The sequence below is a fragment of the Pseudomonas sp. GW456-12-10-14-LB2 genome, from assembly GCF_002884345.1.
GTDB lineage: Bacteria > Pseudomonadota > Gammaproteobacteria > Pseudomonadales > Pseudomonadaceae > Aquipseudomonas > Aquipseudomonas paraglycinae.
The window spans coordinates 34,648-59,879 of the sequence record NZ_POHV01000015.1 but is presented as its reverse complement, the minus strand read 5'-3'; the positions used below and the strand labels follow the sequence as shown (position 1 = coordinate 59,879).

27 protein-coding genes and 1 pseudogene are annotated in these 25,232 nt (G+C 58.8%); 16 read left to right on the top strand and 12 right to left on the bottom strand.

Annotation, left to right across the window (positions count from 1 at the left end; genetic code table 11):
- Positions 1-12 precede the first annotated feature (12 nt).
- Complete coding sequence (locus tag C1X29_RS12770) at positions 13-939, bottom strand: universal stress protein (RefSeq protein WP_102717582.1); 927 nt, start codon at positions 937-939, stop codon at positions 13-15.
- A 219-nt stretch (positions 940-1,158) separates the two neighbouring features.
- Here C1X29_RS12770 and C1X29_RS12765 point away from each other — a divergent pair, with 219 nt between their 5' ends.
- Positions 1,159-2,232 (top strand): NAD(P)-dependent alcohol dehydrogenase, encoded by a 1,074-nt coding sequence (locus tag C1X29_RS12765; RefSeq protein WP_102717581.1) that lies wholly within the window; start codon positions 1,159-1,161, stop codon positions 2,230-2,232.
- 18 nt (positions 2,233-2,250) lie between these two features.
- Here the strand turns inward: C1X29_RS12765 and C1X29_RS12760 are convergent, their stop codons facing one another.
- Both C1X29_RS12760 and fnr read right to left on the bottom strand, forming a co-directional pair.
- Positions 2,251-3,234 carry a zinc-dependent alcohol dehydrogenase family protein gene (locus tag C1X29_RS12760; protein WP_085746145.1) on the bottom strand — a complete coding sequence of 328 codons (984 nt, stop codon included), beginning with the start codon at positions 3,232-3,234 and terminating at the stop codon, positions 2,251-2,253.
- A 22-nt stretch (positions 3,235-3,256) separates the two neighbouring features.
- A complete protein-coding gene (gene fnr / locus C1X29_RS12755; protein WP_102717580.1) occupies positions 3,257-4,000 on the bottom strand; it encodes a fumarate/nitrate reduction transcriptional regulator Fnr in 744 nt (247 codons plus the stop codon).
- Between the two features lie 346 nt (positions 4,001-4,346).
- Here fnr and C1X29_RS12750 point away from each other — a divergent pair, with 346 nt between their 5' ends.
- Together C1X29_RS12750 and C1X29_RS12745 are read left to right on the top strand one after the other, a co-directional pair.
- Positions 4,347-5,267, top strand: a complete 921-nt coding sequence (locus C1X29_RS12750; RefSeq protein ID WP_085746147.1) for a universal stress protein — start codon at positions 4,347-4,349, stop codon at positions 5,265-5,267.
- 98 nt (positions 5,268-5,365) lie between these two features.
- Entirely contained in the window at positions 5,366-6,754 is a 1,389-nt protein-coding gene (locus C1X29_RS12745; protein WP_102717579.1) for an MBL fold metallo-hydrolase RNA specificity domain-containing protein, read from the top strand.
- 42 nt (positions 6,755-6,796) lie between these two features.
- On the opposite strand, the gene C1X29_RS12740 is transcribed toward C1X29_RS12745, so the two are convergent.
- Complete coding sequence (locus C1X29_RS12740; RefSeq protein WP_085746149.1) at positions 6,797-7,339, bottom strand: Hsp20/alpha crystallin family protein; 543 nt, start codon at positions 7,337-7,339, stop codon at positions 6,797-6,799.
- Between the two features lie 89 nt (positions 7,340-7,428).
- On the bottom strand, positions 7,429-8,919 hold the full coding sequence (gene arcD, locus C1X29_RS12735; RefSeq protein ID WP_102717578.1) for an arginine-ornithine antiporter: 1,491 nt from the start codon (positions 8,917-8,919) through the stop codon (positions 7,429-7,431).
- 392 nt (positions 8,920-9,311) lie between these two features.
- Here arcD and C1X29_RS12730 point away from each other — a divergent pair, with 392 nt between their 5' ends.
- The 3 genes and pseudogenes from C1X29_RS12730 to C1X29_RS12720 all read left to right on the top strand — a co-directional run bounded on the left by C1X29_RS12730 (position 9,312) and on the right by C1X29_RS12720 (position 11,776).
- Positions 9,312-9,524: a hypothetical protein gene (locus tag C1X29_RS12730; protein WP_085746271.1), complete on the top strand. Its 213-nt coding sequence runs from the start codon at positions 9,312-9,314 to the stop codon at positions 9,522-9,524.
- Positions 9,521-10,770: pseudogene (locus C1X29_RS12725) on the top strand (MgtC/SapB family protein). The gene C1X29_RS12730 and the pseudogene C1X29_RS12725 overlap by 4 nt, the downstream one beginning before the upstream one ends.
- An 88-nt stretch (positions 10,771-10,858) precedes the next feature.
- The gene (locus C1X29_RS12720) at positions 10,859-11,776 is read left to right on the top strand and encodes a universal stress protein (protein ID WP_102717577.1); all 918 of its coding nucleotides are present in this window, start codon (positions 10,859-10,861) and stop codon (positions 11,774-11,776) included.
- 49 nt (positions 11,777-11,825) lie between these two features.
- On the opposite strand, the gene C1X29_RS12715 is transcribed toward C1X29_RS12720, so the two are convergent.
- Positions 11,826-12,389, bottom strand: a complete 564-nt coding sequence (locus C1X29_RS12715; protein ID WP_085746153.1) for a GNAT family N-acetyltransferase — start codon at positions 12,387-12,389, stop codon at positions 11,826-11,828.
- A 204-nt stretch (positions 12,390-12,593) separates the two neighbouring features.
- Between C1X29_RS12715 and C1X29_RS12710 the strand changes: the two genes are divergently transcribed.
- From C1X29_RS12710 to C1X29_RS12690, 5 genes are all read left to right on the top strand, one after another.
- A complete protein-coding gene (locus C1X29_RS12710; protein WP_102687061.1) occupies positions 12,594-13,541 on the top strand; it encodes a universal stress protein in 948 nt (315 codons plus the stop codon).
- On the top strand, positions 13,538-14,422 hold the full coding sequence (locus tag C1X29_RS12705; RefSeq protein WP_102717576.1) for a universal stress protein: 885 nt from the start codon (positions 13,538-13,540) through the stop codon (positions 14,420-14,422). Before C1X29_RS12710 ends, C1X29_RS12705 begins: the two co-directional genes overlap by 4 nt.
- An 89-nt stretch (positions 14,423-14,511) precedes the next feature.
- Positions 14,512-14,814: a helix-turn-helix transcriptional regulator gene (locus C1X29_RS12700; RefSeq protein ID WP_007950555.1), complete on the top strand. Its 303-nt coding sequence runs from the start codon at positions 14,512-14,514 to the stop codon at positions 14,812-14,814.
- Positions 14,815-14,877: 63 nt separating this feature from the next.
- The gene (locus tag C1X29_RS12695; protein ID WP_102717575.1) at positions 14,878-15,873 is read left to right on the top strand and encodes a zinc-dependent alcohol dehydrogenase family protein; all 996 of its coding nucleotides are present in this window, start codon (positions 14,878-14,880) and stop codon (positions 15,871-15,873) included.
- A complete protein-coding gene (locus C1X29_RS12690; protein ID WP_102717574.1) occupies positions 15,870-16,199 on the top strand; it encodes an antibiotic biosynthesis monooxygenase in 330 nt (109 codons plus the stop codon). The genes C1X29_RS12695 and C1X29_RS12690 overlap by 4 nt, the downstream gene beginning before the upstream one ends.
- A gap of 69 nt (positions 16,200-16,268) precedes the next feature.
- Here C1X29_RS12690 and C1X29_RS12685 read toward each other — a convergent pair whose 3' ends face one another.
- Positions 16,269-16,625 (bottom strand): hypothetical protein, encoded by a 357-nt coding sequence (locus C1X29_RS12685; protein WP_102687103.1) that lies wholly within the window; start codon positions 16,623-16,625, stop codon positions 16,269-16,271.
- Between the two features lie 172 nt (positions 16,626-16,797).
- Here C1X29_RS12685 and C1X29_RS12680 point away from each other — a divergent pair, with 172 nt between their 5' ends.
- Both C1X29_RS12680 and C1X29_RS12675 read left to right on the top strand, forming a co-directional pair.
- A complete protein-coding gene (locus C1X29_RS12680; protein ID WP_102687065.1) occupies positions 16,798-18,339 on the top strand; it encodes a DUF2235 domain-containing protein in 1,542 nt (513 codons plus the stop codon).
- Positions 18,339-18,995, top strand: coding sequence for a DUF2931 family protein (locus tag C1X29_RS12675; RefSeq protein WP_102687066.1), 657 nt, complete (start codon positions 18,339-18,341; stop codon positions 18,993-18,995). Before C1X29_RS12680 ends, C1X29_RS12675 begins: the two co-directional genes overlap by 1 nt.
- Before the next feature lie 95 nt (positions 18,996-19,090).
- On the opposite strand, the gene C1X29_RS12670 is transcribed toward C1X29_RS12675, so the two are convergent.
- The 3 genes from C1X29_RS12670 to C1X29_RS12660 all read right to left on the bottom strand — a co-directional run bounded on the left by C1X29_RS12670 (position 19,091) and on the right by C1X29_RS12660 (position 21,530).
- Positions 19,091-19,708, bottom strand: coding sequence for a LysE family translocator (locus tag C1X29_RS12670; protein ID WP_085746164.1), 618 nt, complete (start codon positions 19,706-19,708; stop codon positions 19,091-19,093).
- Positions 19,709-19,818: 110 nt separating this feature from the next.
- Positions 19,819-20,922 carry a DNA alkylation repair protein gene (locus tag C1X29_RS12665; protein ID WP_102717573.1) on the bottom strand — a complete coding sequence of 368 codons (1,104 nt, stop codon included), beginning with the start codon at positions 20,920-20,922 and terminating at the stop codon, positions 19,819-19,821.
- A 2-nt stretch (positions 20,923-20,924) separates the two neighbouring features.
- Complete coding sequence (locus C1X29_RS12660) at positions 20,925-21,530, bottom strand: glutathione S-transferase (RefSeq protein ID WP_102717572.1); 606 nt, start codon at positions 21,528-21,530, stop codon at positions 20,925-20,927.
- A gap of 409 nt (positions 21,531-21,939) precedes the next feature.
- Here C1X29_RS12660 and C1X29_RS12655 point away from each other — a divergent pair, with 409 nt between their 5' ends.
- The 3 genes from C1X29_RS12655 (at position 21,940) to C1X29_RS12645 (ending at position 24,494) form a co-directional block, all read left to right on the top strand.
- The gene (locus tag C1X29_RS12655; RefSeq protein WP_039767046.1) at positions 21,940-22,344 is read left to right on the top strand and encodes a TraR/DksA C4-type zinc finger protein; all 405 of its coding nucleotides are present in this window, start codon (positions 21,940-21,942) and stop codon (positions 22,342-22,344) included.
- 228 nt (positions 22,345-22,572) lie between these two features.
- Positions 22,573-24,177: a methyl-accepting chemotaxis protein gene (locus C1X29_RS12650; protein WP_102717571.1), complete on the top strand. Its 1,605-nt coding sequence runs from the start codon at positions 22,573-22,575 to the stop codon at positions 24,175-24,177.
- Between the two features lie 113 nt (positions 24,178-24,290).
- Positions 24,291-24,494: a hypothetical protein gene (locus C1X29_RS12645; protein ID WP_039767042.1), complete on the top strand. Its 204-nt coding sequence runs from the start codon at positions 24,291-24,293 to the stop codon at positions 24,492-24,494.
- A gap of 6 nt (positions 24,495-24,500) precedes the next feature.
- On the opposite strand, the gene C1X29_RS12640 is transcribed toward C1X29_RS12645, so the two are convergent.
- Positions 24,501-24,737 (bottom strand): DUF2789 family protein, encoded by a 237-nt coding sequence (locus C1X29_RS12640; protein ID WP_039767041.1) that lies wholly within the window; start codon positions 24,735-24,737, stop codon positions 24,501-24,503.
- Positions 24,738-24,776: 39 nt separating this feature from the next.
- A complete protein-coding gene (locus C1X29_RS12635; protein ID WP_085746168.1) occupies positions 24,777-25,040 on the bottom strand; it encodes a hypothetical protein in 264 nt (87 codons plus the stop codon).
- Positions 25,041-25,232 lie beyond the last annotated feature (192 nt).

Genomic DNA, 25,232 nt, shown 5'->3' with positions numbered 1-25,232 from the left:
GACCAGGCCCGCTCAGTCAGCCAGGTGTTCCGGCGACACCACCCATACGCTGCACGGAATCTTGTACAGCAGGTGTTCTACCGTGCTGCCGACCAGCCGGCCTGCGCCGCGATGGCCGACGCGGCCCATGACGATCATGTCGATGTCATACCCGCTCGCGTAGCTGCACAGCACCTTGGCCGGGTTGCCCATGACCATGTGCTGACGCTCGTCCGGAATGCCGTTGCGTTCGGCCAGTTCGCGGAACGCCTCGGCCTGGGCATCGAACAGGGACTTGGCGGCGCTGGAGGAGAAGAACGCCGAGGCATTGTTGAAGCCGAATTCACTGGCGCTGATTGATGACAGATCATGGGCATACAGCACGTCGAGTTCGGCATTGCACAGGCTGGCCAGTTTGGCGGCCTCGCGCAGGATCCGGTCGTTGAAGCCGGCGTACTGCCCGTCACGGTGGAACGGGTCCACGGCGGCCAGGATCTTGCGGGGCAGGGCATGCCCGACATGGCTGACGAAATGCAGCGGCACCGGGCATTCGCGCAGCAGGTGAATATCCAGCGGGGTGAACATCAACCGTGACAGGAGCGATTCCGGCTCCAGCGCCTTGATCAACGCCGCCATGGGCTGTTCTCTGAGGTGAATGAGGATTTCCTGTAAGGGCCGTTCCACCCACACCACTTCCGTGGTGACGGTGACCCCGAGCTTGCGCATCGAATGCGCCCGTTCTTCGAGCCACTGACGATGACGCTCGATATAGCCGATTCGCATCTGTTCCAGTGCTTGCTCGTTGACCATGCTGGCGGTCGCCAGACCTTCCAGATAATCGAAAGCCACGATGTGCAGGGCCGCGCCCGCCGCCTTGGCCAGTGCCGCTGCACGGTCGAAGGCAGGGTTGTTTTCCATCAGGGGTGAGGCGACCAGCATGTAACGCGATTGCTCTGACATGACGACTCTCCTTTGGCAGGACACTTGAACCGATGGTTACAGGCTGCGCCAGGCGCGGGGTGGCCGTTTGATCTTTGTCAAACAACCGATGGTCGGCAGAACGCCGTCAGACGGGTGGTCAATCGAGGTGGATGTCGTCGATTGTTGATCATTATCAAACGCTGGCCAGACCGTGCGGCGCAGGCTGGGTTACGAGTCGAATCCCTCAGGAGAATGCTCATGGCCACCATGAAAGCCGCGATTTTCGTCGAGAACAATCGCATCGTGCTCGACGACAAGCCGATCCCCGAAGTTGGCCCGCAGGACGCTTTGATTCGAATAACCACCACGACTATATGCGGTACGGATGTGCATATCCTGCGCGGCGAATACCCGGTGGCGCAGGGTTTGACGGTCGGTCACGAGCCGGTGGGCTTCATCGAGCGTCTGGGATCACAGGTGCGCGGGTTTGTAGAGGGGCAACGCGTGATTGCCGGCGCCATCACTCCCAGTGGGCAAAGTTATGCTTGCCTGTGTGGCTGTGGTTCTCAGGACGGGCCGGACACTCGTCATGGTTTCCGGGCCATCGGCGGGTGGAAGTTCGGCAACACCATCGATGGCTGCCAGGCCGAATACGTCTTGGTGCCCGATGCCATGGCCAATCTGTGTCCAATACCGGACGGCCTCAGTGATGAACAAGTGCTGATGTGTCCTGACATCATGTCCACCGGTTTTTCCGGTGCCGAACGGGGCGAGGTGAGCATCGGCGACAGCGTCGCCGTATTCGCACTCGGCCCCATTGGTCTGTGTGCAGTCGCCGGTGCCCGGCTCAAAGGCGCCAGCACGATCATCGGTGTCGATGCGGTGGCCGAACGCATGACGGTAGCGCGTCGATTGGGGACCACGCATGTCGTCAATTTTCGCGAGGGCGATGTGGTCGAGCAGATCATGGCCCTCACCGATGGGCGCGGTGTCGATGTCGCGATCGAGGCACTGGGCACACAAGGTACCTTTGAATCGGCGTTGCGCGTGCTGCGTCCGGGCGGCCGCTTGTCGAGCCTGGGTGTTTACTCGAGCAACCTGCACATACCCCTCGACGCCTTTGCGGCCGGGTTGGGCGATTACAGCATCGTCACCACCCTGTGCCCCGGCGGGAAAGAGCGTATGCGGCGTTTGATGGCGGTCGTGCAGAGCGGCATGGTTGACCTGTCACCGCTGGTGACTCACCGATTCAAACTGGATGACATCGAAGCAGCCTATGACTTGTTTGCGCACCAGCGTGACGGAGTGATGAAAGTGGCGATTACACCGTGAAGGTGCAGGTCCTGCCGCTCACGGGACGAGCACGATCGCGCCGTTGAATTGCCCGGCGCGCAATCGCTCCAGTGCCTGATTGGCTTCTTCGAGCGCAAACAGGGTGGTGTCGCAGTGCACCGGGGCGTGCTGCAGCTCCGCGAAAAAAGCCGTGCCATCTTCGCGGGTCAGGTTGGCCACCGAGCGGACGCTGCGCTCGCCCCACAGCAGCCGGTAGGGGAAGGCCGGAATGTCACTCATGTGAATTCCGGCGCAGACCACGCCCCCCCCTTTGGCCGTGACAGCCAGCGCCAACGGCACCAGGGCCCCGACCGGGGCGAAGATCAGACTGGCATCGAGCAGGTGTGGCGGTGGCTGATCCGAAGGCCCGGCCCATTCGGCGCCCAGCGATCGGGCGTAGCGCTGGCCTTCGCTGTCATCCGGTCGTGTAAAGGCATACACCTTCTGTTTGCGTGCGCGTGCGACCTGAATCGCCAGATGCGCCGCAGCCCCGAAACCGTAAAGCCCCAAATGGCGCGCCTCCCTGGCCATTTGCAATGCGCGAAAACCGATCAGCCCTGCGCACAGCAGCGGCGCAGCCTGGGTATCGGAAAGGGTTTCAGGAATGACCAGGCAGAAACGGGCGTCGGCCACGAGGTACTCGGCATAACCACCGTCGAGATGGCAACCGGTGAACTGGGCCTTGTCGCAAAGGTTTTCCCGGCCCGTGCGGCAAAACGAACACTGACCGCAGGTTCGGCCCAGCCAGGGAACGCCGACCCTTCGGCCGACCCATTCGGGCCCGACATCGCTACCGACGGCCGAGACGGCGCCGACCACCTCATGCCCCGGCACCCGTGGCAACCGTGCCTGAGGCAACTCACCGTCGACCAGATGCAGATCGGTACGGCACACCCCGCAGGCCAAAACCTTGATCAATAACTGGTGTGAGCCGGGCGTGGGAATGGGCCGCTCTTCAAGTATCAAAGGCTGGCCGGGGCGGTGCAGAACCATGGCGCGCATGACGTCACTCCCGTCGGCAGGGTCACCGCAGGTGACGATGGCAGCCGACGATCAACTGCTTGAGCCCATCCATGTTCTGAATGGTGACGTCGCGGCCGGTGATTTCCACCAGCCCCATGTCGCGCAGGTGGGCGATGCCGCGACAGATGGTTTCGAGGCGCAGGCCCAGGTAAGAGCCGATCTCCTCCCGACGCATCTTCAACACAAAGCAGCGCGACGAATAACCACGAGAGTTCAAGCGTTGCGACATGTTCAACAGGAACGCTGCCAAGCGTTCATCCGAGCTCATGTTGCCCAGCATCATCAGCATGTCGTGATCGCGAACGATCTCCCGGCTGAGGATCTTGTTCAGGTTGTGCTGCAGTGATGGCAGCTCCCTGGCCAGTTTTTCCAGATGACCGAAATGGATGGGGCAGACTTCGCTGTCTTCCAGCGCGACTGCATCGCAGGTGTGCAGATCCGAACTGATGGCGTCCAGACCGAGCATTTCACCGGCAATCTGGAACCCGGTGACTTGCTCGCGACCGTCGATCGACAGCACGCTGGTCTTGAACGAGCCCAGCCGCACGGCATAAAGCGAGCGCAAGGGGTCGCCGGCACGGTAGAGCGCCACACCTTTTTTGACCTTCGATCTCTGCACGATCAGCGTGTCCAGACGCTCGATTTCCCCACCGGTCAAGCCGAGCGGCAGACAGAGTTCGAGCACGCTGCAACTGGAGCATGCGGTTTTGAGATGCTGGTCGTGGTACGCGCGAGTTTCTGCCACCAGGAAACCCTCCCCGTCACCTGTTGAGCATAGTTCTCAAGGCGCCTTTGACACGCAAAAAGTGTCGTGAGCCCAGCTGAAACGACGAACGGAGCCGTTGCTGTCGAATATCCAGGCGTATTGGAAATGAGTCATGCATCACTGCTGTGACGCAACGCCGACTCAATTGATAAAAATCAGTACTGCGCACGAACGCCGCCAGATACTTGAACGACAGCATTGCCTGTTGTGACCACGCTGGGGGACGTCATGCATCAAGCCTTTGTGCGTGCTTCGACGCCCGGGTTCCGGCACAGGAAATGAAGCTTGCAATCTTCCAGATACACGTTTCGGGGAGAGGCACGTGATGCTCAAACTCAAACGCATTCTATTGATAGCCCCGGGTGAAATGATCCTGACCCCGGCCTTTGAACGCGCCTATGCGCTGGGTGGTGCGAGCGGAGCGCTGTTGCACATCGTCGCGTTCGATTATGTCCCGGTGCTGGCAGCGGCCGGGCTGTTTGCACCGGAAGCAATGGCCCAGGCGCGGGAAGGGTATCTGCAAGTGCATCGGCACTGGCTGGAGCAGCAGGCCCGCTTCAAACGATGCATTGGCTTGAACGTGACCACTGAAGTGGTCTGGGCCAGATCGAACCTGGCGCACGTGCTTGAGTACGTGAATGACTTTCATCCGGACCTGGTCATCAAGGATACCCATTACGTCCCGGCACTCGACCGCGCCTTTCATCGCCCGCTGGACTGGCACTTGCTGCGCGAATGTCCGGCACACCTGCACCTGGTGACCCACGCCGGGCATGCCAGGCCAATGAAAATTCTTGCGGCGGTCGATCTGTCGCATCTGGAAGAACTGACGCAAGGGTTGAACGACCGGATACTCGACCTCGCTTCCACACTGGCGGCCGGCTGCGACGCGACGCTGCACCTGCTCAATGTCGGTTGCTGGGCGGTTATGGGTGATGGGGCCGCAAGTGTGCCGACAGGCAGCCTGGATGGCAGTCTGAAAGGTGCAATCGAGGACGCCCAGCAAGAAGCTTTCGAAGCACTCGCCGAACGCTATGGCATCCAGAGTTCATGCAGACACTTGCTGACCGGCATCCCGCAAAAGGTCATCGGCCTGTTTGCCCGGCAGCACGCTTTTGACATGGTGGTGCTGGGCACGCTGTATCCCGACGGCAAACACCGGTTCATCGGCAGTATCGTCGAGAGCGTGTTGAACCAGGCTCCCTGCAGTCTGATGATCGTCAAACCGCCGCAGCCCTCCGAGTGAAAGTCAGCGCTGTCAGGCCTGCAGTTGATAAAAATCAACGGCTCCCGAGCCAGAAGGAGCGCTCAATAGTGCTCCTCTGAGCGTTCAAGGAAACGGCCATGCGAATCACATTTCTGGGTGCTGCGGGCACGGTGACGGGCAGCAAGTATTTGCTGGGACATCATGATCAACATGTACTGATCGATTGCGGCCTGTTCCAGGGCTACAAGCAACTGCGATTGCACAACCGCGACCCGTTCCCGCTCCCTCTCGGCGGTCTTGACGCGATTGTACTGACCCATGCCCATCTTGATCACAGCGGCTATCTGCCGGTACTGGTACGCAATGGTTATCGCGGCCCGGTCTACGCCACGCCAGCGACCTGTGAACTGGTAAAGATCCTGTTGCTGGACAGTGGCCGATTGCAGGAAGAAGAGGCTGAGTTCGCCAATCGGCATGGCTTCTCGAAGCATAACCCGGCGCAGCCGCTTTACACCGAGCAAGATGCGGCACAAGCATTGAAACTGTTACGGCCGGTGGAGTTGCGTCACAAGGTTCAAATCATCCCCGGCATGACCATCGAGCTACGCTGCGCCGGGCATATCCTGGGCGCAGCGACGGTCACGGTGGTTGCCGACGGACGGTCCCTGGTGTTTTCAGGGGATCTTGGCCGACCGGATGATCCCTTGATGCTCGCCCCGGAAATCGTCGAGCAAGCGGACTTTCTGCTGGTGGAGTCAACGTACGGCGACCGCAGGCATCCAGCCGAATCGCCGCATCAACAGTTGGCCGAGGTCATCAACCGTACTGCGTTGCGCCGAGGCATCACGCTGGTGCCATCGTTCGCAGTCGGACGTGCCCAATTGCTGATGTATCACCTGTATCAATTGAAACGCACAAAAGCGATTCCCGATCTTCCTGTCTACCTGAACAGTCCCATGGCTACTGACGTCACGGGCCTGTATCAGCGATTTCGCAGCGAGCACAAATTGTCTGCGCAGGACTGCGACGGCATGTGCCATGTCGCGCAGTTTGTCCGGACGGTCCAGGACTCGAGAGAGCTTGATCAACTGCGCACGCCGGCAGTGATCATTGCTGCCAGCGGCATGGCGACGGGAGGGCGGGTCGTCCATCATCTCAAGGCGTTGGCTCCCAACCCGCTCAACACATTGTTGATGCCGGGCTTTCAGGCCGGTGGCACCCGTGGGGCGCAGATTGTCGCGGGCGCTCCCAGCGTACGCATCCATGGCAGGGACGTACCCATCAACGCTGAGGTGGTACCCATGCAAACCCTGTCGGCGCATGCCGACGCCGACGAAATCATGCAGTGGTTGCGTGGATTCAAGCGGCCGCCGAAACACACCTTCGTGGTGCACGGCGAGCCAAACGCATCCGACACGCTGCGCCGCCGCATCAGCCTGGAACTGGGATGGTCGGTGTCGGTGCCGGAGTATCGTGACAGCGTGGATTTAGGCGAAACCGATGCCCCAGAGCATTCGCGACTCTGATGAAAAAGCCCCCGCCGTTATCGGGCGGAGGCTGTCAGGCGGTCAGTCGGCCTTGATCGGCACGACCTTGTCCGCCTTCATGGCTTCGGGCTTTTTCGGCAGGGAAATGTTCAGCACACCTTTGCTGAAGCTGGCTTCGATCTTCTCGGCATCAACGCCCTTGGGCAGATTGAATACTCGCTCGAAGGAGCCGTAGTGACGCTCGCTGAGGTGATAGCCCTTCCTTTTTTCCTCCTTGTCCTCTTTCTTCTCCCCCTTGATGATCAGGTTGCCGTTGGACAGCTTGAGCTCGATGTTCTTTTGATCCATGCCGGGCAACTCGGCCGTGATCTCGAAACTCTTGTCCTTTTCGGTGATGTCCACGGCAGGCAGGCCGTGGCTGCTCAGTTCGCGCCGCCAGAAGGGTTCGACATCGAACAGTCCACGGCTGAACGGCGACAGCGCCGAACCGCGATTGAAATCTTCGAACAGGCGATCAACCTGTTGCCGGAGTTTTTCCAGAGGGCGCCACGGGTCTGATGGCAGGGGCAGCTGGCTCGATTTGTCCTCGGGATGGATCGGCATTTTTTTCACGGAATTGCTCATTTTGACGACTCCTCTCAGATGAAGGGCAGGCTGCAAATGTCCTGTACGCGAGTCCACCCTGGAAAAAAAATACGGCGCGGGCACTGGCCTCAAAGCGTCAGTGCCCCGGTCCACAGCATCCAGCCGGCGAAGGCCGCCGCCGTCCAGATGATGATCAGCAGTCCCGTTTCGGGGCCGTTGAGCGGTTGTCCCTGGCGCGATTTCATGCTGGCCAGGTAAATCAATGAGCCTTGGGCATAGAGCAAAGCGCTGAGCAGCATGTATTTCGGCCCGGCGGCGTACAGCAGCCACACGCAGTACAGGGTGGCGATCAGGGCAATGGCCACGTCGCGTATTTGCAGGCCCAGATGTCCCTCGTAGGTCTGCCCTTGCCAGGCCAGCTTCAGCGCATAAAGGCCGCTGAACAGGTACGGCAGCAGAATCATCGATGTGGCCAGGGAAATCAGTGCCAGGTAGCTGGCGCTTGAATACAAAGTCAGCAACAGAAACAGTTGAATGCAGCCATTGGTGATCCACAGGGCGTGACTCGGCACGCCACGGCTGTTTTCCTCGGCCAGTGCGCCCGGCATGACGTTTTCCCTGGCTGGCGTGAATACCGATTCCGCCGCCAGCAGTGTCCAGGCGAGCAGGGCTCCGCCCACCGAGATGATCAAGCCGATGCTGATCAGAACGGCTCCCCAAGGTCCTGTCGCAGCTTCAAGCACACCGGCCATGGATGGATTTTTCAGGGCTGCCAGATCCGGTTGCCTGAGAATGCCCAGCGACAACAGAGACACAGCAATCAGCAGCAACAGGGTGATGACAAAACCAATAACCGTGGCGCGTCCGACATTGGCCCTTTCTGCCGCCCGGGCGGAAAACACGTTGGCGCCTTCGATGCCGATGAATACCCAGACCGTCACCAGCATTGTGCTTTTGACCTGGTCAAGGGTGCTGCCCAGCGCCGGCGAACCCCAGAAGTCGACGCTGAAGGTTTGACGTTGAAATGCCGCGATCACCAGGCCGATAAACAACAGCAACGGCACGATTTTGGCCACGGTAGTCAGCGCGTTGGCGCGTGCTGCCGTGCGCATCCCGCTGAGGATCATCCAGTGCAGCGACCACAACACCACAGACGCCCCGACAATCGCCGCCGTGTTGTTGCCTTCGCCGAACAGTGGAAAGAAGTAACTTAACGCGGCAAACAGAATCACCAGGTAGCTGACGTTGCCGATCCATGCGCTGATCCAGTAGCCCCAGGCCGAATTGAACCCGAGGTATTCGCCGCCCAATGCCCGGGCGTAGGCAAATACGCCGTTATCCAGCGCCGGTTGACGGTTGGACAGTGTCTGGTAAACCAATGCCAGCGAGAGCATGCCGACACCGGTGATCAACCAGCCAATCAGAATCGCCCCGGCGCCCGCACTGGCCGCCATGTTCTGCGGCAGGCTGAAAATGCCGCTGCCGATCATCGAGCCGACCACCAGCGCAATCAGCAGGCTCAGGGACAGCCGTTTGCTCTCGACCTTTTGCAAACGGCCCGTCATCGGTTGACCGGTGGGAGGAACAGTTGAATGCGTGCCTTGCAGGTGCGTAGCCATGGGAGCCTCCGGGAAACGAGGTGGTATGCACTCACCGAATGCGTTGGCGTGAATGCTGACTCTAATTTCTGCGGGAACACTCAGACGCCGTTTGATCTAGATCAGAAAGAACAAACACCGTGTTTTTGCCTGGGCGCCGCCACGATGTGAGCGCTGACACAGGGATTACCCTGACCGTTTGCGGCGTGGATTGTTGATCATTATCAAGTGTCGGACACGTAGCCCGGCGCAGTCTGGTTCAGCGCCCACCCCGGTACATGACTGCGATGTTCAGCCTGACGCTGAGGCGCAATAGCATCGGCGACAGCCTATTCATGGCGAGCTCACGACACTGCTTCGAAGGACGTAACGGTGACTGCATGACGGATTGCTTTCGGCGATTGGAGGTGATGATGAACATTGAAATCAGTGGACCGAGCGACGATCAATGGATCGTGCGAATGGATGCATTCGTGGTCAGGTTTGACAGCAAGGTCGCTGCGCAATCTTTTGTCGATCAGCTCAAGGCACGGATCGATGCGCCTCATGTGTGGCCAACGATTGTCGATACAGCGCCGGTTGCACGACCCAGGGTCACGCGCGCCGGTGACCCCGTCGCGCTATGAACGACGCACTGGGTCTGGCGGGGGCCGCCGCAGCGCTGGGTATCGGCATGCTGGTCGGTCTGGAGCGCGAGCGGCATAAAGGGCGCGGCGACAGCCGTGCCTGTGCCGGGTTGCGCACGTTCGCGATCACGGCGCTGCTGGGTTACGTCGCGATGCAAGTGGGCGGCGCACTGCTGTTGGGTATTGTGGGCGGCTGTCTGGCGCTGCTGATCAGCGTGGCTTACTGGCGCAGCCTGAGCACTGATCCGGGGCTGACCAGCGAAGTGGCCTTGCTCACGGTGCTGGTACTGGGCGCGCTATGCGGCACAGCGCCGGAACTGGCAATCGCCATTGGCGTGGTCATGGCGGGGCTGCTGGCTTACCGGCAGAAACTCCATCACTTCGCCCGCAGCCAGTTGAGCGAAGCGGAGATGCGCGATGGGTTGGTGCTGCTGATCGCAGCATTGGTGGTGTTGCCGCTGACGCCTGACCGGTTCATCGGTCCCTACTCGGCACTCAACCTGCGCACCCTTTGTACATTGACCGTGTTGCTGATGGGCGTCGGCGCCATCGGGCATATCGCCATGCGCACGCTGGGTGTGCGCTACGGCTACGCGGTCAGCGCCATCGCGTCCGGTTTCGCCTCCAGCACCATGACGATTGCGGCGATGGGGCATATCGCCCGCAAAGACCCGGAGCACCTCAAGGTACTGTGTGCGGCGGCCCTGCTGTCGAACCTGGCCACGCGGCGCAGGTCGCGCTGATCGTCGGCGCGGTCGACACCGCGCTGTTGCCGTACCTGTGGGGGCCGTTGCTGGCCGGATTTGGCGTAACGCTGCTGTTCAGCCTGGGCCTGCTGTTCCCCAGGCCTGCGGTCGCTGCGAACCAACCGATCAAGGTCGGCGGGGCGTTCAATCTCAAGCTCGCGCTGGCGGTCACGTTGACCATGGCCGGCGTGACGTTTTTGTCTTCGTTGATGCTCGATCACTTTGGCGAGGCGGGCGTGATGCTGACTGCCGTGCTAAGCGGATTCGCCGATGCCCATTCTTCCACGGCTTCAATCGCCACCCTCGCCAAGGGTGGCCTGTTGGCTTACAGCGCCATTGCGCCACCCGTGTTGCTGGCGGTCAGCAGTAACGCGTTGAGCAAGTGCCTGGTGGCCTGGATCAGTGGCGGACGACGCTTCGCCGCGTATGTCATACCCGGTCAGATTCTGCTGACCGCCGCGATGTGGGCCGGTCTGCTGGTGGATCGAGCGACGATTTGACTGGACACTGACAAAAATCAAAGTGGTGGTCGGTAAAAGGGGCAGCCTGAGACTCATTCCCTGCCATCGCTCAATGCCGAGGTGCACCATGTCACAGGAACCCCGCCTGCTGCTGATCGCTCCGCCCACCATGTACCACACGCCGGCATTCGATCGTGCCTTGGCATTGGCGCAGGCGCTGCAAAGACCGCTGCATATCGTGGCATTCGATTATTTACAGGCGCTGGCAGTGGCCGGGCTGTTTGCCCCCGAACAGGTGGCCGTGGCCCGTGAAGCCTACCTGGAGAAGCATCGCCACTGGCTTGAAGAACAGGCGACCCGGATGTGTGGACACGGGATCGTTGTCACGAGCGAAGTGGTCTGGGTCCAGGACCCTTACGCGGAGATTCTGCAATTCATCAATGAGATACCGTTGGTGGTGATCATCAAGGATGCTCATGAAGAGTCGGCCTTGAAACGGGTGTTCTTTACTCCGCTGGACTGGCAACTGCTGCGCGATTGCCCGATCCCGGTACACCTCGTGACCAACGCCTTGAACCCTCGCCCCCGTCATGTTCTGGCGATCATCGACGTGCTGCGCAGCGAAGATCAGGATCTGGTGTTCAACGACCAGATTATCGATGCCGCATCGAAGCTGGCCGAGGTGTGCAATGCCCGGCTGCAGTTGTTGCACGTTTACGATTGGACCGCCGCCTATGCGCAAGACTTCGGGGTCGGCGCGTTGCCACTGGCCACCGGTATCTACGAGGCACTGGGCACGGCGCAGCATGAGGCGTTTGCCGCGATGGCCGAGCGTCATGGCGTGTCGAAGGAGTGTCGTCATTTCATCGAAGGTGCGCCGGTGCCGGCCATTTGCCGATTCGTCGAAGAGCAAAACGTCGACATGATCGTGGCGGGTACGGTGCAGCACCTGGGTCTGACCAAACTGCTGGGCACCACCGCCGAACAACTCTTGCACCGGGCACCGTGCAGTGTGTTGGCGATCAAGCCGGGCAGGGGACTCTAGCGTCGGAGCACCGGCGATCGCCCGTACGGACGTTCGCCGGCGGCAGAGGCTACAAGTACAGGCTGTGAATGACCTGGCGGGGATCGTCAGGGTCATTGTGCCGTTCAAACCCCAGCGTCCGGGCCAGGTCACGCATCGGGGCATTGCTGGCAGCATCAACCGAATACATTCGATGCATTCCATTCTTGCGTGCCGCCGAGATCAGGTGCTCCATCAACAGTGTCCCCAGTCCCAGGTGCGTCCATTCATCGGCGACGGTAACGGCGCATTCGCACTCGTGTTCACCCGTGGCGGCATAGCGGCTTACGCCGATCTCGATCAATTGGCCGTTGTCGTGCACCAGCGCGACGTAGGCCAGGCGCAGGCGATTATCGGTGTCCATCAATTGATCCAGCATCGTGCCCGACGGTTCGTTGATCTGCGCCAGAAAGCGCATGTGTCGCGACTCCGGAGACAAGCGTTTGATGAACGCATATTCGCGTTCCCGATCCTTTTCCGAAAGGGGCCGGATCAGCACATGGCGACCGTCCCTGAGTGCTTCGATCCAGTGTTGCCCGGCGATCGAGGCATAGGCATTGGCGGCTCGTTCGTTGTGGTCTTTGACGGTGAGCATGAGGAGACCCTCCTTGCGGTTTTAAAGACGGGTGCGGGACACAGCGCCCTGCAGTCGCTTTCTTTCTACGCCGCTCAATGGGCAGGAATCTGATCTGGGTCAGAGACCGGCGATGTTGAATGGTCCGAAGTTGATGTAAATCAACTGCGCGCCAGTCGCGCAGGCTCAGTCTCAAAGCCTGCGGTTGTCTTGCGGAGGTGTGTGATGGGGCAATATCAACGTTTGCTGCTGGTCGCCGACCAGACCCTGCATCAGACGCCCGCCATGCTGCGCGCGGTGGCGCTGGCCAAGGCGAGCGGGGCGGCGCTGGACGTTCGGGTCTTCGCTGAACCGGCACCCGTGGTTCGCCTGTGGGAGGACAAAATCGATGAGGTCGGCTATCAGCGCTATCTGCGCCACCACCGTCGCTGGGTAGCCGATCAGCTTGAGCTACTCTCGGAACAGGGACTGAAGGTGACGGTGAACGTGGTGTTCACCACCCACGCGCTGCTGGATATCCTGCGGGCTGTCGCAGACCTCAAACCTGATTTGCTGATCAAGGATGTGATGCTCGAACCCCTCCTGAAGCGGGTTTTCATAACGCCGCTGGATTGCCATTTGCTGCGCGAATGTCCGGTGCCCGTGCATCTGGTCAACGAGGTCCGTTACAGCCTGCCGCATCGGATCGTGGCGGCCGTGGATCCGTTCGATCCCGAGACCCAGATCAGCGGTCTGAATGACACCATCATTCAGACTGCCAACGCGCTGGCCACGCAATGTGACGCGCCCATGCACCTGCTCTACGCCTATGACCTGTCACCGGCCTTCAATGGCGACGCGCCGCTGGTCGGTGCCGGATGGGGAGTGGATTTTGTCGAGGAGCTGCGGCAGTCCCTGCACCAGGCTTTCATCAACCTCGCCGATCGCTACGGGATCCCGCCCGAGCGACGCCATTTTGTGATGGGGTTGCCAGTGCCAGTCATCAGCGAGTTTGTCGAGCAATACCTGGCGGATGTGGTCGTGATGGGCACGGTGCACCGCGCAGGTATTGACCGGTTGATGGGTAGCAATACCGAGCGGGCGCTGTATTCGGTACCCGGCAGCATCCTGGCGGTAGGGCCGGTCGTTCGAACCGAAGTGCAAGGTCCTGGATCTGACGAGAGGTCTCTATGAGCCAGTATCAACGGTTGTTGCTGATCATCAATCCGCTCCTGCGCGAGTCCGCTGCGATCAACCATGCCGCGGCGCTGGCCAAGGCCAGTGGCGCGCGCTTGCACATATTGGCGCTGATTCCCTCGCTCGACGGTTTGTCGCTGCTGGAAACAGGCAACCGGTCACAGGCACGCGAAGCATTTCTTGAGGAACACCGGCAGACGCTGGAAGCCCGGGCGGTCAATCTGCGCGGCAGGCGGATCGAGGTGACCACCGAAGTGGACTGGGCCGCTGATGTGGAGCAGCGCATCCTTGATCACGTCAAAGCGTATGGGCCCGATCTGCTGATCAAGGAAATCGAACAGGTGTCGACCCTCAGGCGCGCGTTTTACACGCCGCTGGACTGGCAATTGCTGCGCGATTGTCCAGTCCCTGTGTATCTGGTGGGCGGAAGCGGCTATGTATTGCCTCGTAAAGTGCTGGCGGCGGTCGAGGTGTCGGATATCGAGTCCGCCGACAACTCGTTGAACGAGCAGATCATCCGGCAGGCCAGTGCCTTGGCCATTCAGTGCGACGCCGAGTTGCACTTGCTCTATGCCTGCGATATTTCCGCCGCGTACCTGGCGGACATGGGAGGATCGCCCTTGGCCGAGCTGACTCGGTCACTGCGCGAGGACCTGCAAAAATCGTTTCTTCGACTGGCCGGGCAGTTCGGTGTGGCCTCCAGTCAGCGGCACTTCGTTGAAGGCCGGCCAGTTAGCGTACTGAGCGAGTTCGCCGACGAACAGCATGTCGATGTCATCGTGATGGGAAGAGTTCGCAACCGGGGCTTGAGCAAATGGTTGGGCAGTACCACCGAGCACATTCTTTACCAGGTACCTTGCTGCGTTCTGGCGGTTTGACGAGCGTTGCCGGGCTCTCGGCAGGCGAGATGCTTTCCGTTGGTCAATCAGCGTATTGACATATCGAACAATCTCGATATTCTCGCCGCATGGACCTGATCGAAGTATTCAAAGCACTCTCAAACCCGGTACGGCTTGAAATCCTGAAAGGCTTGAAAGACCCCGTAAAGAACTTCCCTCCGCAGGACGAGGGCGACGTTCACACGGTGGGCGTGTGTGTGAGCAGTATTCAAGAGGGCATCGGACTCTCGCAGTCAACGGTGTCCGGTTATCTTGCAACGCTGCAGCGTGTGGGCCTGGTTGAAGTCAGGCGCATCGGTCAGTGGACCTACTACAAGCGCAATGAAGCCAACATCAGCGCCTTGGCCGAGGTCATAGGGAAAGAGCTGTAAAAAAATTTACCGCATGATATCGAGATATCTCGATATCCCTTATTATCGATACGAGGATTCAACATGAAAGCGATGCTGCTTGAATCATTTGGCAACCCGGAATCGTTCACACTTTGCGACGTACCCAAGCCCGTGCCGAAAGCGGGGCAAGTGCTGGTCCGGGTACACGCCACCTCGATCAATCCATTGGATTATCAAGTCCGACGCGGCGACTATCAGGATCTGGTGCAACTGCCAGCCATCACCGGACATGACGTCTCCGGCGTAGTCGAGGCGGTTGGCCCCGGCGTGACGGCTTTCGCGCCGGGCGACGAAGTCTGGTACACGCCGCAAATCTTCGACGGCCCCGGCAGCTATGCCGAGTATCACGTAGCGTCCGCCAGCATCATCGGCAAAAAGCCTTCTTCGCTGAGCCATCTCGAAGCGGCCAGCCTGAGCCTGGTGGGCGGGACAGCATGGGAAGCCTTGATCGTGAGGGCGGCGCTGAGAGTGGGGGAGAGCATCTTGATCCACGGCGGCGCGGGAGGCGTCGGACACGTCGCCATCCAGCTCGCCAAAGCGATGGGCGCCAAAGTGTTCACCACCGCGCGCGAAGCAAACGCCGAGTTCGTCCGCCGTATGGGCGCCGATGTGATCATCGACTACGAAAAGGGCGACTACGTCGACGCCATCCTGCGAGAAACCAATGGCCTCGGAGTGGACGTGGTATTCGACACCATCGGCGGCGACACCCTGTCGCGCAGCCCCGACGCCCTCGCACAACTTGGCCGCGTGGTCTCGATCGTCGACATCGCCCGGCCACAAAACCTCGTCCAAGCCTGGGGCAAGAACGCGAGCTATCACTTCGTGTTCACCCGCCAGAACCGCGGCAAGCTCGATGAATTGAGTGCCCTGGTGGAGCGCGGTCAACTGCGACCACATGTTGGCGCGGTGTATTCGCTTGCGGAGATTCCGCTTGCCCATGCTCGGCTGGAAAGTCCCAACAACGGTCTTCAAGGGAAGATTGCGATTGCGGTTGAGCCGTCGCTTCGGGCGGGTTCCGTGGGGGATGCGTCATGATTTATGAGATCGCTTTGCTGCCTGTTCACGCAGAACGTGTTGATCAGTTCCGGCGTGCATTTGCCGAGGTTGCGCCTTTGCTCCGCCGCGCGAATGGGTATGGCGGGCACATGCTTGCGCAGGGGATTGAAACGCCGGAGCGGTTCAATTTGATCGTGCGGTGGGAGTCGCTTGAGGCTCATACGGAGTTTGAGGCGGGAAAGGATCACAGGGTCTTTATGTTGGGGCTGGAGGGATATTTTTCGGAGGAGCCGCAGGTTTATCACATTGAGGGGGCAGCTTTTAGTGCTGGTGAAGGTGATGGGGCGCTTTGGCCCGAAAACTGAAACAGGAGCCCTTCAGAAAAAGGGAGCAGATTCACTACCTGAATCTGCTCCCTTTTTTGTTCGTTAAGCTCAACCGTTGGCGTTTGCTCTCTTTTCCGCCGTCACGATGCAAGCCTTGTAGAAATTGGAATGGAAATCGCTGATCGCTTTCTGTTGCAAACTCTCGCTTGAGTATTGAGGAATCTCGTACGCCTCGCGAATCAACGACTTGAACACCTCACCCACATACTCGTTCTGCTTACCTGCCGCTTCGGCCAGTTCCATCACCGAAGCCATGGGCACGCCTTGCTGCCTGGTTTTCATGACCTGTTTGGCCGAGTTTTCTATTCGTTGGCATTCTTCGAGCTCTTCCTGCGGCACAGGAGAGGCAAGGGCGGAAAAACTGATGGCGAAGGTTACTGCTGCTGCCAGACATTGTTTGTGCACGAGGTGTCGTCCCTGGTTTTGAGGCTGAACCATATCATTCGTGGCTCGGCGCCACCATTGCAGGCAAGGAGTAAGAGGGCCAGGTGCTGGCATGCGGCCACGCCTTGCGCCCCCCGATTTCCGCTGTCACCCTTCGGCCCGTTCTTCAAGGATCAGAAGAAGGAATCAAGGATTGAGTGGCTACATCCCCAACCCGCCTAAAAACTATCGCAACAAAGGAACCGACCCCGTCGATATTCATGCCCAGCGTTGGGCTGAGTATGAGAAACACGGGAAGGAACCGGCATCTGCACGTGAAAAAATTGGCATAGCCCTGCGGATCGGAGTGTTCTTCGATGGTACGGGGAATAATGCCAATAATGCTGCGGCCGGGCTTCTGTGTGGTGCTCATCATCCGATTGCGGCTCAAGATATTGATGCCAGTTGTAAGCCGTTCATGAAAGATCCGGACAGCAGCTACGGTAACGACACCAGCAATGTGCAGAAACTGAGTGACTTGTATTACGCACCTCAGAAAGCCGAAGGAGACGGCTCGCAGAAGCAAGCCTTTCGCATGGTGTATGTCGAGGGGATCGGTACTCGCTCAGGCATGGAGGACAGCACGCTTGGGGCCGGCACTGGTCGAGGTGAGACGGGGGTTGCAGGTCGTGTTCAGCTTTCGTTTTCAGAGATCAAACTGCGTATTGAAGGGGTACTGGCTAGCCATCCTGAGAGCGAAATTACTTCTCTGACATTCGATACGTTCGGTTTCAGCCGTGGAGCTGCTGCCGCTCGGCATTTTGCCAATGAAATTGCACGCGGAAAGCAGGGCCCTCTTGGGGATGTGATGCGCAGTAGTGCGAGAGGATTTAGTTCTACTTTCAATGATCAATACAAAAGCAGCATCAACATGGGCTTCATTGGTCTGTTCGACACCGTACCCTCGATTGCCGGATGGTCAAATCTGGGCAATATCAAAAGCCCTGTTGCCACTGGCATCAGGTTGTACCTGGATCGTCGCTATTTCTCTGATGTCGTCCAGCTGACTGCCCGCGATGAATGCCGGGCGAATTTCGCTTTGAGTCGCGTCAAGCCCGATCATTTGGAAATCGTTTTACCGGGAGTTCATTCCGACCTTGGTGGTGGTTACCTCGAAGAAGCACAAGAGAATGTACTCGTCAGCCCCATGCAAAGCTTGGACGTGTCGCAGAATACTGATGTTGTGACAACCTCGATTTATCGTGATGCAGAGATAGTGAAGGATCAGTTGCTTGCCAAAGGTTGGCCTGCGGAAATGCTGGAGATTGTCACGCCAGCTGCGTTGCCCTTGCCTAATGCGTTACAAGATCGGCTCAGTCCGCGCCTAAAACGGGTGTACGCCGCCGTCCAACTAAAACGTCCGGTGAGTGGCATGCTCTCCCGGGTGTACCTGCGCTTGATGCACCAGTTGGCGAAAGAGAAGGGCGTTCGCTTTAAAGACATTCCGGATACACCGGAATTGGCTGTTCCTTCAGAGCTTCAAGCGTTGTGTGATCGGTTCTTGGCGGGTGACTACAGCGTTACTCCGCAAGAAGAAAAGCTGTTGAAACTGAAGTACATTCACACGTCCGCAAACTGGAACCACCCCCTTGGCCGCAGAGATGGCAGCGGAATGAGCGCGGTCTATATCAATGCTCCTACCGCAGACTCAATTCGCGTACAACATCCTCACGTACCTGACTGGACGCTCTGGTAATGAAATTACTCGTCACTCTGTTTTGCGCGTTGTTCATGGCTGGCTGCCAGTCTGCTGACCCGCTATCAGGCAAAAACGACCCCAAATCCGAATGGTGGGAATTGGCATTCATCGAACCTGATTACATGCAGGTTTGGGTGGAGGACAGTTCTGTGCAGGACGTTACCGGCAAGGTCTACTTCAAGGCCAATGGTGGCTCCGCAGCCGGTGGCGAGCCAGAGGACGGCACCGAGTCGGCTCGCGGCTGGTCAATAGTGGACGGCAGCGGGAAACGAGTAGTGGGTGCCGATCTTCCCGTTCGGATATATGTTCGATGGCAGTCAATCGTTGAAAAGAAAACCTGGCAAGCCTGGGTGGATATTCCAGAACATGCCAGGCAATTGATGTTGGAATCCACCAGCAAACGTTGCCCGCAAACACCTGAACGAGAGGCGCGGTTTATGGCGTCGGTTTACTTGGGGCTGGCGCCCGGCGGGGTGGTGCAGGCTTGGGTTAAAGACTCGTGTCATAAGGCGATCAAGGTCGCTCGGGCGAAAGCAGAGATTGAGCCGTTAGGGCCTAGTCAGGGTAAGAACCAAGGACGTTACGCCTATCCGGTCAGTGAAAAATCCAAGCGTTATATCGACAAATTCGGCATTCCGTATGGCAGTTGGTAATTCTTGGGAAACGGGGGCGAGTCGGAAAAGATAGGGCGGCTCTTTTGATAAATAGATGCGTCCCATTTTTAAATCTGCCCGCATTCCTCCCTGACTTATTGAACAAGCTGCCGTATCCCCAGAGACAAAATCAAACCACCGCATAATTGATCAATAGCTTTTTTCCTCCTTCGATACGCTGACGCGATGTCAGGTTGCGAAAGAGCGATTGCGACCATTCCATACCAAGTCATTGAAACCACCACTACGACTGCCAGCATCGACAAAAACGTGCTTGTTGACACGTGGGCGGGGGCTGCCGCTGAGAAAATAGCGGCGTAGAAGGCCATGGATTTTGGGTTGCCGATGTTCGTGATGACTCCCTGAATGAACGACTGCCGAAAGTTTCCGACGGCAGCATCATTATTGGGGGCAAGCGCGGTCTTTCCGGCATTTAGCAACAGTCGGAGTCCAAACCACATCAGATAGGCGGCCCCCAGAACTTTTACGATCAGCGCCGCCCAAGGAAACGCAGCAAATACAACGCCGATACCTGCTATTGCACAGGTGGCCCAGAGTAAGTTGACCAATACAATGCCTGCCACCAAGGCCAAGGCTTCTGGCCGCGACGCAGCGACCGCTTTGTGGACTACCGCAACGAAATTGGGTCCTGGAATAACGACACCGGCCAGGTAAACCAAAAAAACTGTCAAAACAGCGGGACCATCGATCATGTGCGTTCCTTTGCGAGCTCAGTAGTTGGAGAGGTCATCATTCGGTTCAAGATCCAACGTACCTGCTACTTTCGGTTGTCATCCGATGAGCAGACCATTTTTGACGCTTATTAAGTGATGATGTCAACGGCAGTACTCCCCAACCGCTCCCCATTAACTACCACATGCACCGTATGTACCCCCGCATAGTGCTTGCGCGTAGTGAAATCCTTGATCACCTGTCGCCGCGCCACAACCTCACTCCCATACCCCGCCAGCTCCAACGTCTTCAACTTGAAAACCTTCGCCGAAGTCCCGCCATTCGCCTTCACATAGTCAATCGCATAATCAATCACCAACCGCTGTTCAACTGGCACCAACGATCGAACGGTAAACGACAAAGTAATCGTCTCCCCAAGCCGCACAACCGCCGGTTCCACCTTCACATCCAGCAACTCAACCTCAGCCTTCGCCCCCGCACCGATAACTGTGAGCGCCCGAGAATTCCCCTGTTTGATCAAACTTCGTAGCGCATGTTTGGCAATCCACGCCGTGTGTTTGTTCTCCAGCGACCACCCCTCAACTGTATCCAGCACCCACTCCGGATGCTCTTTGGTCACGTCATTCAAATGATTCGCCACGGACTTGCGCACGTACAAACTTTCATCGGCTTTCAATCGGTCAAGAATCCCGGCGGCCAAGTGTGGATCAGCCTGCACCGGTTCCAGCCGAAACGACCACGGCAGGCGAGGGCGGCTGCCTTCGCTGGCGAGTCTTCGGACGTGGTGGTTTTCGTCTTGGGTCCAGTCGTGCATCAGTTCCAGCGAGCGTTCAAGGTCGCTGCGAAGGAAGTGGCGGATGGCGAATTCAGAGGAGCCGAAGGTGGTGAAGTATTTCAGGGCCTCCATGGAAGTGTCGAACGCGTGCGCGCCGTAGCACGCGACGTAGTGCGGCAGGCACATGCTGACGAAGCCGCTGTTCAGTCGCGGGGCAAGTTCGCGCAGGACAGCGAGGGAATCTGCGTAATCCAGCGGTAGCACGTGGTGCAGGCTTTCGCTGACGCGGGCCATGCGTTGCATGACGGAGAGGTCGGCGAGGCCGTCGTTGGCGTGCTTGAGAAACGCCTTGGCCTTGAACGCCGGGTACACGGCGCTCATTTCTGTGGCGATGTGTTGCAGGCGTTCGGCGTTGAAGATTTCTTTGAGGGCCGGGGCGGCGGTTTCGGTGGCGCTCATGGTCAGGTCATCGGGGTGTCGATGAACGCCTGGGTGCTTTCGGCGTACGCGGTGTATTGGGCGATGCGCGGGAAACGTTGAGCGTCGATCTGGTCGGGGACGACGAGGCCGGTGAAGCTCCAGGCGACGGCGAGAGTGATGCCGTCCTGCTGGAGAGGGCCGTCGGTGGGCAGCGGGTGTTTTTCTAGTTCGTGTTCGAGGGCGATGAAGGCGGCGGCGAGTTGGCCTTCGACGCGTTCGACCCACGGCTGGTATTGAATGTCGGCCGGGCGCAGGTTGCATTCGTAGTAGAGTTGCACGGCTTTTTCGCAGGCGGCAAGACCCAGGCCGATCAGGCGCAGGGCTTTGACCCGTTGCGACAGCTCGGCGGGGAGCAGTGTTTTGCCGGACAGGGCTTCGAGGTAGTCGAGGATCAGGGTCGAGTCGATCAGCACTTCGCCGTCATCGAGCACCAGGGTTGGCGCCTTGACCACCGGGTTGATCTGCTGGAAGCGTTCGAAGTGACGGAACACCGAGACCGGATCGTGTTCCAGTTCGACCCCCAGGCATTTGGCAGAGATCGCCACGCGGCGCACGTAAGGGGAGTCCAGCATGCCGATCAGTTTCATGACGTGTTCCTTCAAGTCGAACCGGGGAGGGCATAACGTAGCCGAGGTTGGGGGGATTTGTCAGTCTTTGGAAAGGGCTGCTGTCGCCGTCAACGACCGTAACGAATTGCGACAAAGCGCCGCTCGTCCGACGTTTGTCTTCTATATACAGCCGCTCGACTGAATTTCTTGCTATAAACGCACTCCGATGAGCGCTGTGAAGCTTGTGTCAGAGCAGTTTCCGGGCCTTGTCGGACAAATTCCCGGTATTTACAGTTGCTGAGGCCTCAAACGGGCCTTAGACTGCCGCCCCTTCGTAAATTGAGTGCCGGGTGGCGTTTGCAATAAACGATGCCTTTCCGATGACCGCAGGCGGTTCGCCGGAACGCTCCCTAATTCGCCTTAATGCACGTTTTTTATAGAGATATCAATGACAAAGGACAAGTTGCTGGCCATGCCGGCAGATGACTACATGAATGCCGAGCAACACGCTTTCTTTCAAGAGCTGTTGCAGAACATGAAAGTCGAAACCCATGAGCGCATTGAGCAGAACCGTATTGCCATCGAAAGCCTGGACACCCCGGCTGACCCGGCGGACGCCGCATCGGTGGAAGAAGAGCGCACCTGGCTGGTAAACGCGATCGATCGCGACCAGCGCATGCTGCCGCAACTCGAGCAGGCCCTTGAGCGTATCAAGGAAGACAGCTTCGGCTGGTGCGACGACAGCGGCGAGCCGATCGGCCTGAAACGCCTGCTGATCAGCCCGACCACCAAGTACTGCATCGAAGCTCAAGAGCGTCACGAGCAGATCGACAAGCACCAGCGTCAGGCCTGATTCCTGAGGCGACCCCTTCAATGCGGGTCGTCGCGAAAAGATCGCAGCCTTTTGCAGTTTCTACATGAACTGCAAAAGGCTGCGATCTTTGCTTTTTCTCGTCTGCCGGAAAGTCTCCCCGCCATTCCATTGACCTGCCACAGACCCACGACTAACGGACCATGGATAATGGCGTTGTAGTGGCGTTTAATGCAGTCACAACAATGAGAACAAGCGTGGGGTAACAAAATGACGAGAGATGGATCTCTGGTTGCGGCTCTGCCTGCACCAGTTGTTTTGCCGAAGAATCGCTGGCTGACGCCGACCCTGCAAAGCATCGCTCTGATGCTGTTGCTGGCCGGAATGAGCCTGGGCGAATGGCCGTTGTACGTCGGCATGCCGCTGGCGGTGCTGATCGTCTGGCTGCCGCGCCTGCGTTCCCGGGCGGTTCCCGATGCGCAACCGGTCGACAGCAGTAACGCGATGTCCGAGCTGACTCGCGACCTTTCCTACACAACCAGTCATAACGCGCTGTCAGCCGCCGGCGTTGCGTTTTCCGTCAAAGAGCTGGCCGGCAAGCTGCAATCGCAACTCGACGCCGCCGCGCAGATCGTCAACAACGCCGAAGTCATGATCGCCACTGAGCAGGCCACTTCGCAGCTCAGCCGTGAAGCCTTGGGCGCTGCCAGCGAAGCCCATCACAGCAGCGCAGCAGGGCGCACCGAACTGGTGGACTCGATCACGCGCATGCATCAACTCAGCCAGCGTGCCAATGCCAGCCGCGAACTGATCGAAGCCTTGAGCCAGCGCAGTGATGACATCCAGCGCGTGACGCTGGTGATTCAGTCGATTGCCAGTCAGACCAATCTCCTGGCATTGAACGCCGCCATCGAAGCGGCCCGGGCCGGCGAGCACGGTCGTGGGTTTGCGGTCGTGGCGGATGAAGTGCGCGGTCTGGCGGCCCGTACCGCGACAGCCACCGGCGAAGTGGGCGAGATGGTCGCCGACATCCAGCAACGCACGGCGCAGGTGGTGGAGCAGATTCGCCAGCTTTCCGACGATTTGCACACGGGCGTCGAGCAAGTCGAACACACCGGTCAGCACCTGGAAAACATCGCGCGACTGGCTGCCGGCGTAGAAACCCAAGTCGGCGAAATCGCCCGAGGCGCGGAAACCAATCGTGAACAGCTCGACAGCCTGTTCACCGCCATCGAGCAGATGCGCAGCGATCTGGCGATCAGCGACCAACAGACTCGACGCTTGGCCGACGCAGCCGTGCAAATGGAAGGGCAGGCAGAAACCATCAGCGAACGCCTGGCCGAAGTCGGTCTGGACGACTATCACCAGCGTATCTACGACCTCGCCCGCGAAGGAGCCAGTCAGATTGCCGCGCGGTTCGAGGCCGATGTCGAGCAAGGGCGCATCAGCCTTGAAGACCTGTTCGACCGCCAGTATCAGCCGATTCCCGACACCCAGCCCGCCAAGTTCCAGACCCGTTTCGACCGCTACACCGATCAGGTACTTCCGGCCATTCAGGAACCGTTGCTGCCGCGCCACGAAGGCCTGGTGTTCGCCATCGCCTGTACGCAGCAGGGTTACGTGCCGACCCACAATCAGGCGTTCAGCCAGCCGCTGACCGGGGATGTGCAGGTCGATACCGTCAACAATCGCACCAAACGCAAGTTCGCCGACCGCACCGGCATCCGCTGCGGCAGCCATCAGCAACCGGTGCTGTTGCAGACTTACACCCGCGATACCGGCGAGTTGATGCACGACCTGTCGGTACCGATCATGGTCAAGGGCCGGCATTGGGGCGGGTTGCGTCTGGGCTACAAACCCGAAAATCCGCGCTGAGGCATTGTTGCCGGAACTGCAATTAATCTGTGCAGCGGCGTTGCTGTTTCCTCTTGATCCAAATCATTAACATGCCCACATAGTTAGGTTGCTAATGAAGTTGGGAGGTCAACATGCAATGCAGAGTCGATGTCGCGGTGATGATCGGCAGCGGCGTACCTGCCGGGCTGCGCGCGATGGGACAAAGTGTCTGCTGGGTGGTGCTGCTCAATGGTGAACGCCGCGGCACCGCTTTCGCGAGTCGTAATGAAGCGGAAGAGTGCAGGGCCGCATGGCTTGCGCAATTGAGCGCTGAAACCGGTGACAGCCTGCACTGATCAAGATTACTTGCCCCGGTGCAGGCGCACATTCAGCTCATCGACCATGATGGCTTCCTCGCCATCGGCCCGTAGCCACTCCTTGAGCATCTGCGCCTGCTGCGGGCTCCAGAAGTCGGCGTCGATCAGCTTGGTATCGGCGTCCAGCGGATGGGCTTCGATGAAGTCGTCGATCGCCGTTTCCTCCGAAGGCAGCCCTAATTGATCGAACAGGGTTGTCAGGTTGTAAGCAGGCAGTTCCATGGTGTACTCCTTGAAGGATGGCGGGGTCGGTCACTCTCTTTATCTGAGGTGCTCGTCGGCCAGGAGTTCGATCCGCGATTCCAGTGAACGGGCGAGGGCGCAGGCGGCGTTGTGATCCTCGCGGAAACCTCTGACAAGCCCCGTCGACTTTTCCCTGATATGGAAAAAGCCATTGCCCGCCGGGATCACCTGAAACAACGGTGCCTGACCGCAAGACTCGATTGTAGGAACAGTCTCAAAGCCTGGAGTGTTCAGGACAAAGGCAGGTTCGTGAGTCACGGCAAAATGCGTCATAGTGCACATATGAAGTCCTTTTCATGGATTGACCCGCATTTACAGGGTGTTGCGGGTAGTCGTGAACAGCATCGCTGCTCTAGAATCGCCAACACCTGTTGACGGCATGGCACTATCTAAAGCAATTTTTTGCGTGCGATATGTCGGAAAAGTGATTTTCTTGGTGAGTTTTTTCCCTAAAGTTCGTAGTCAGTTTTCTCT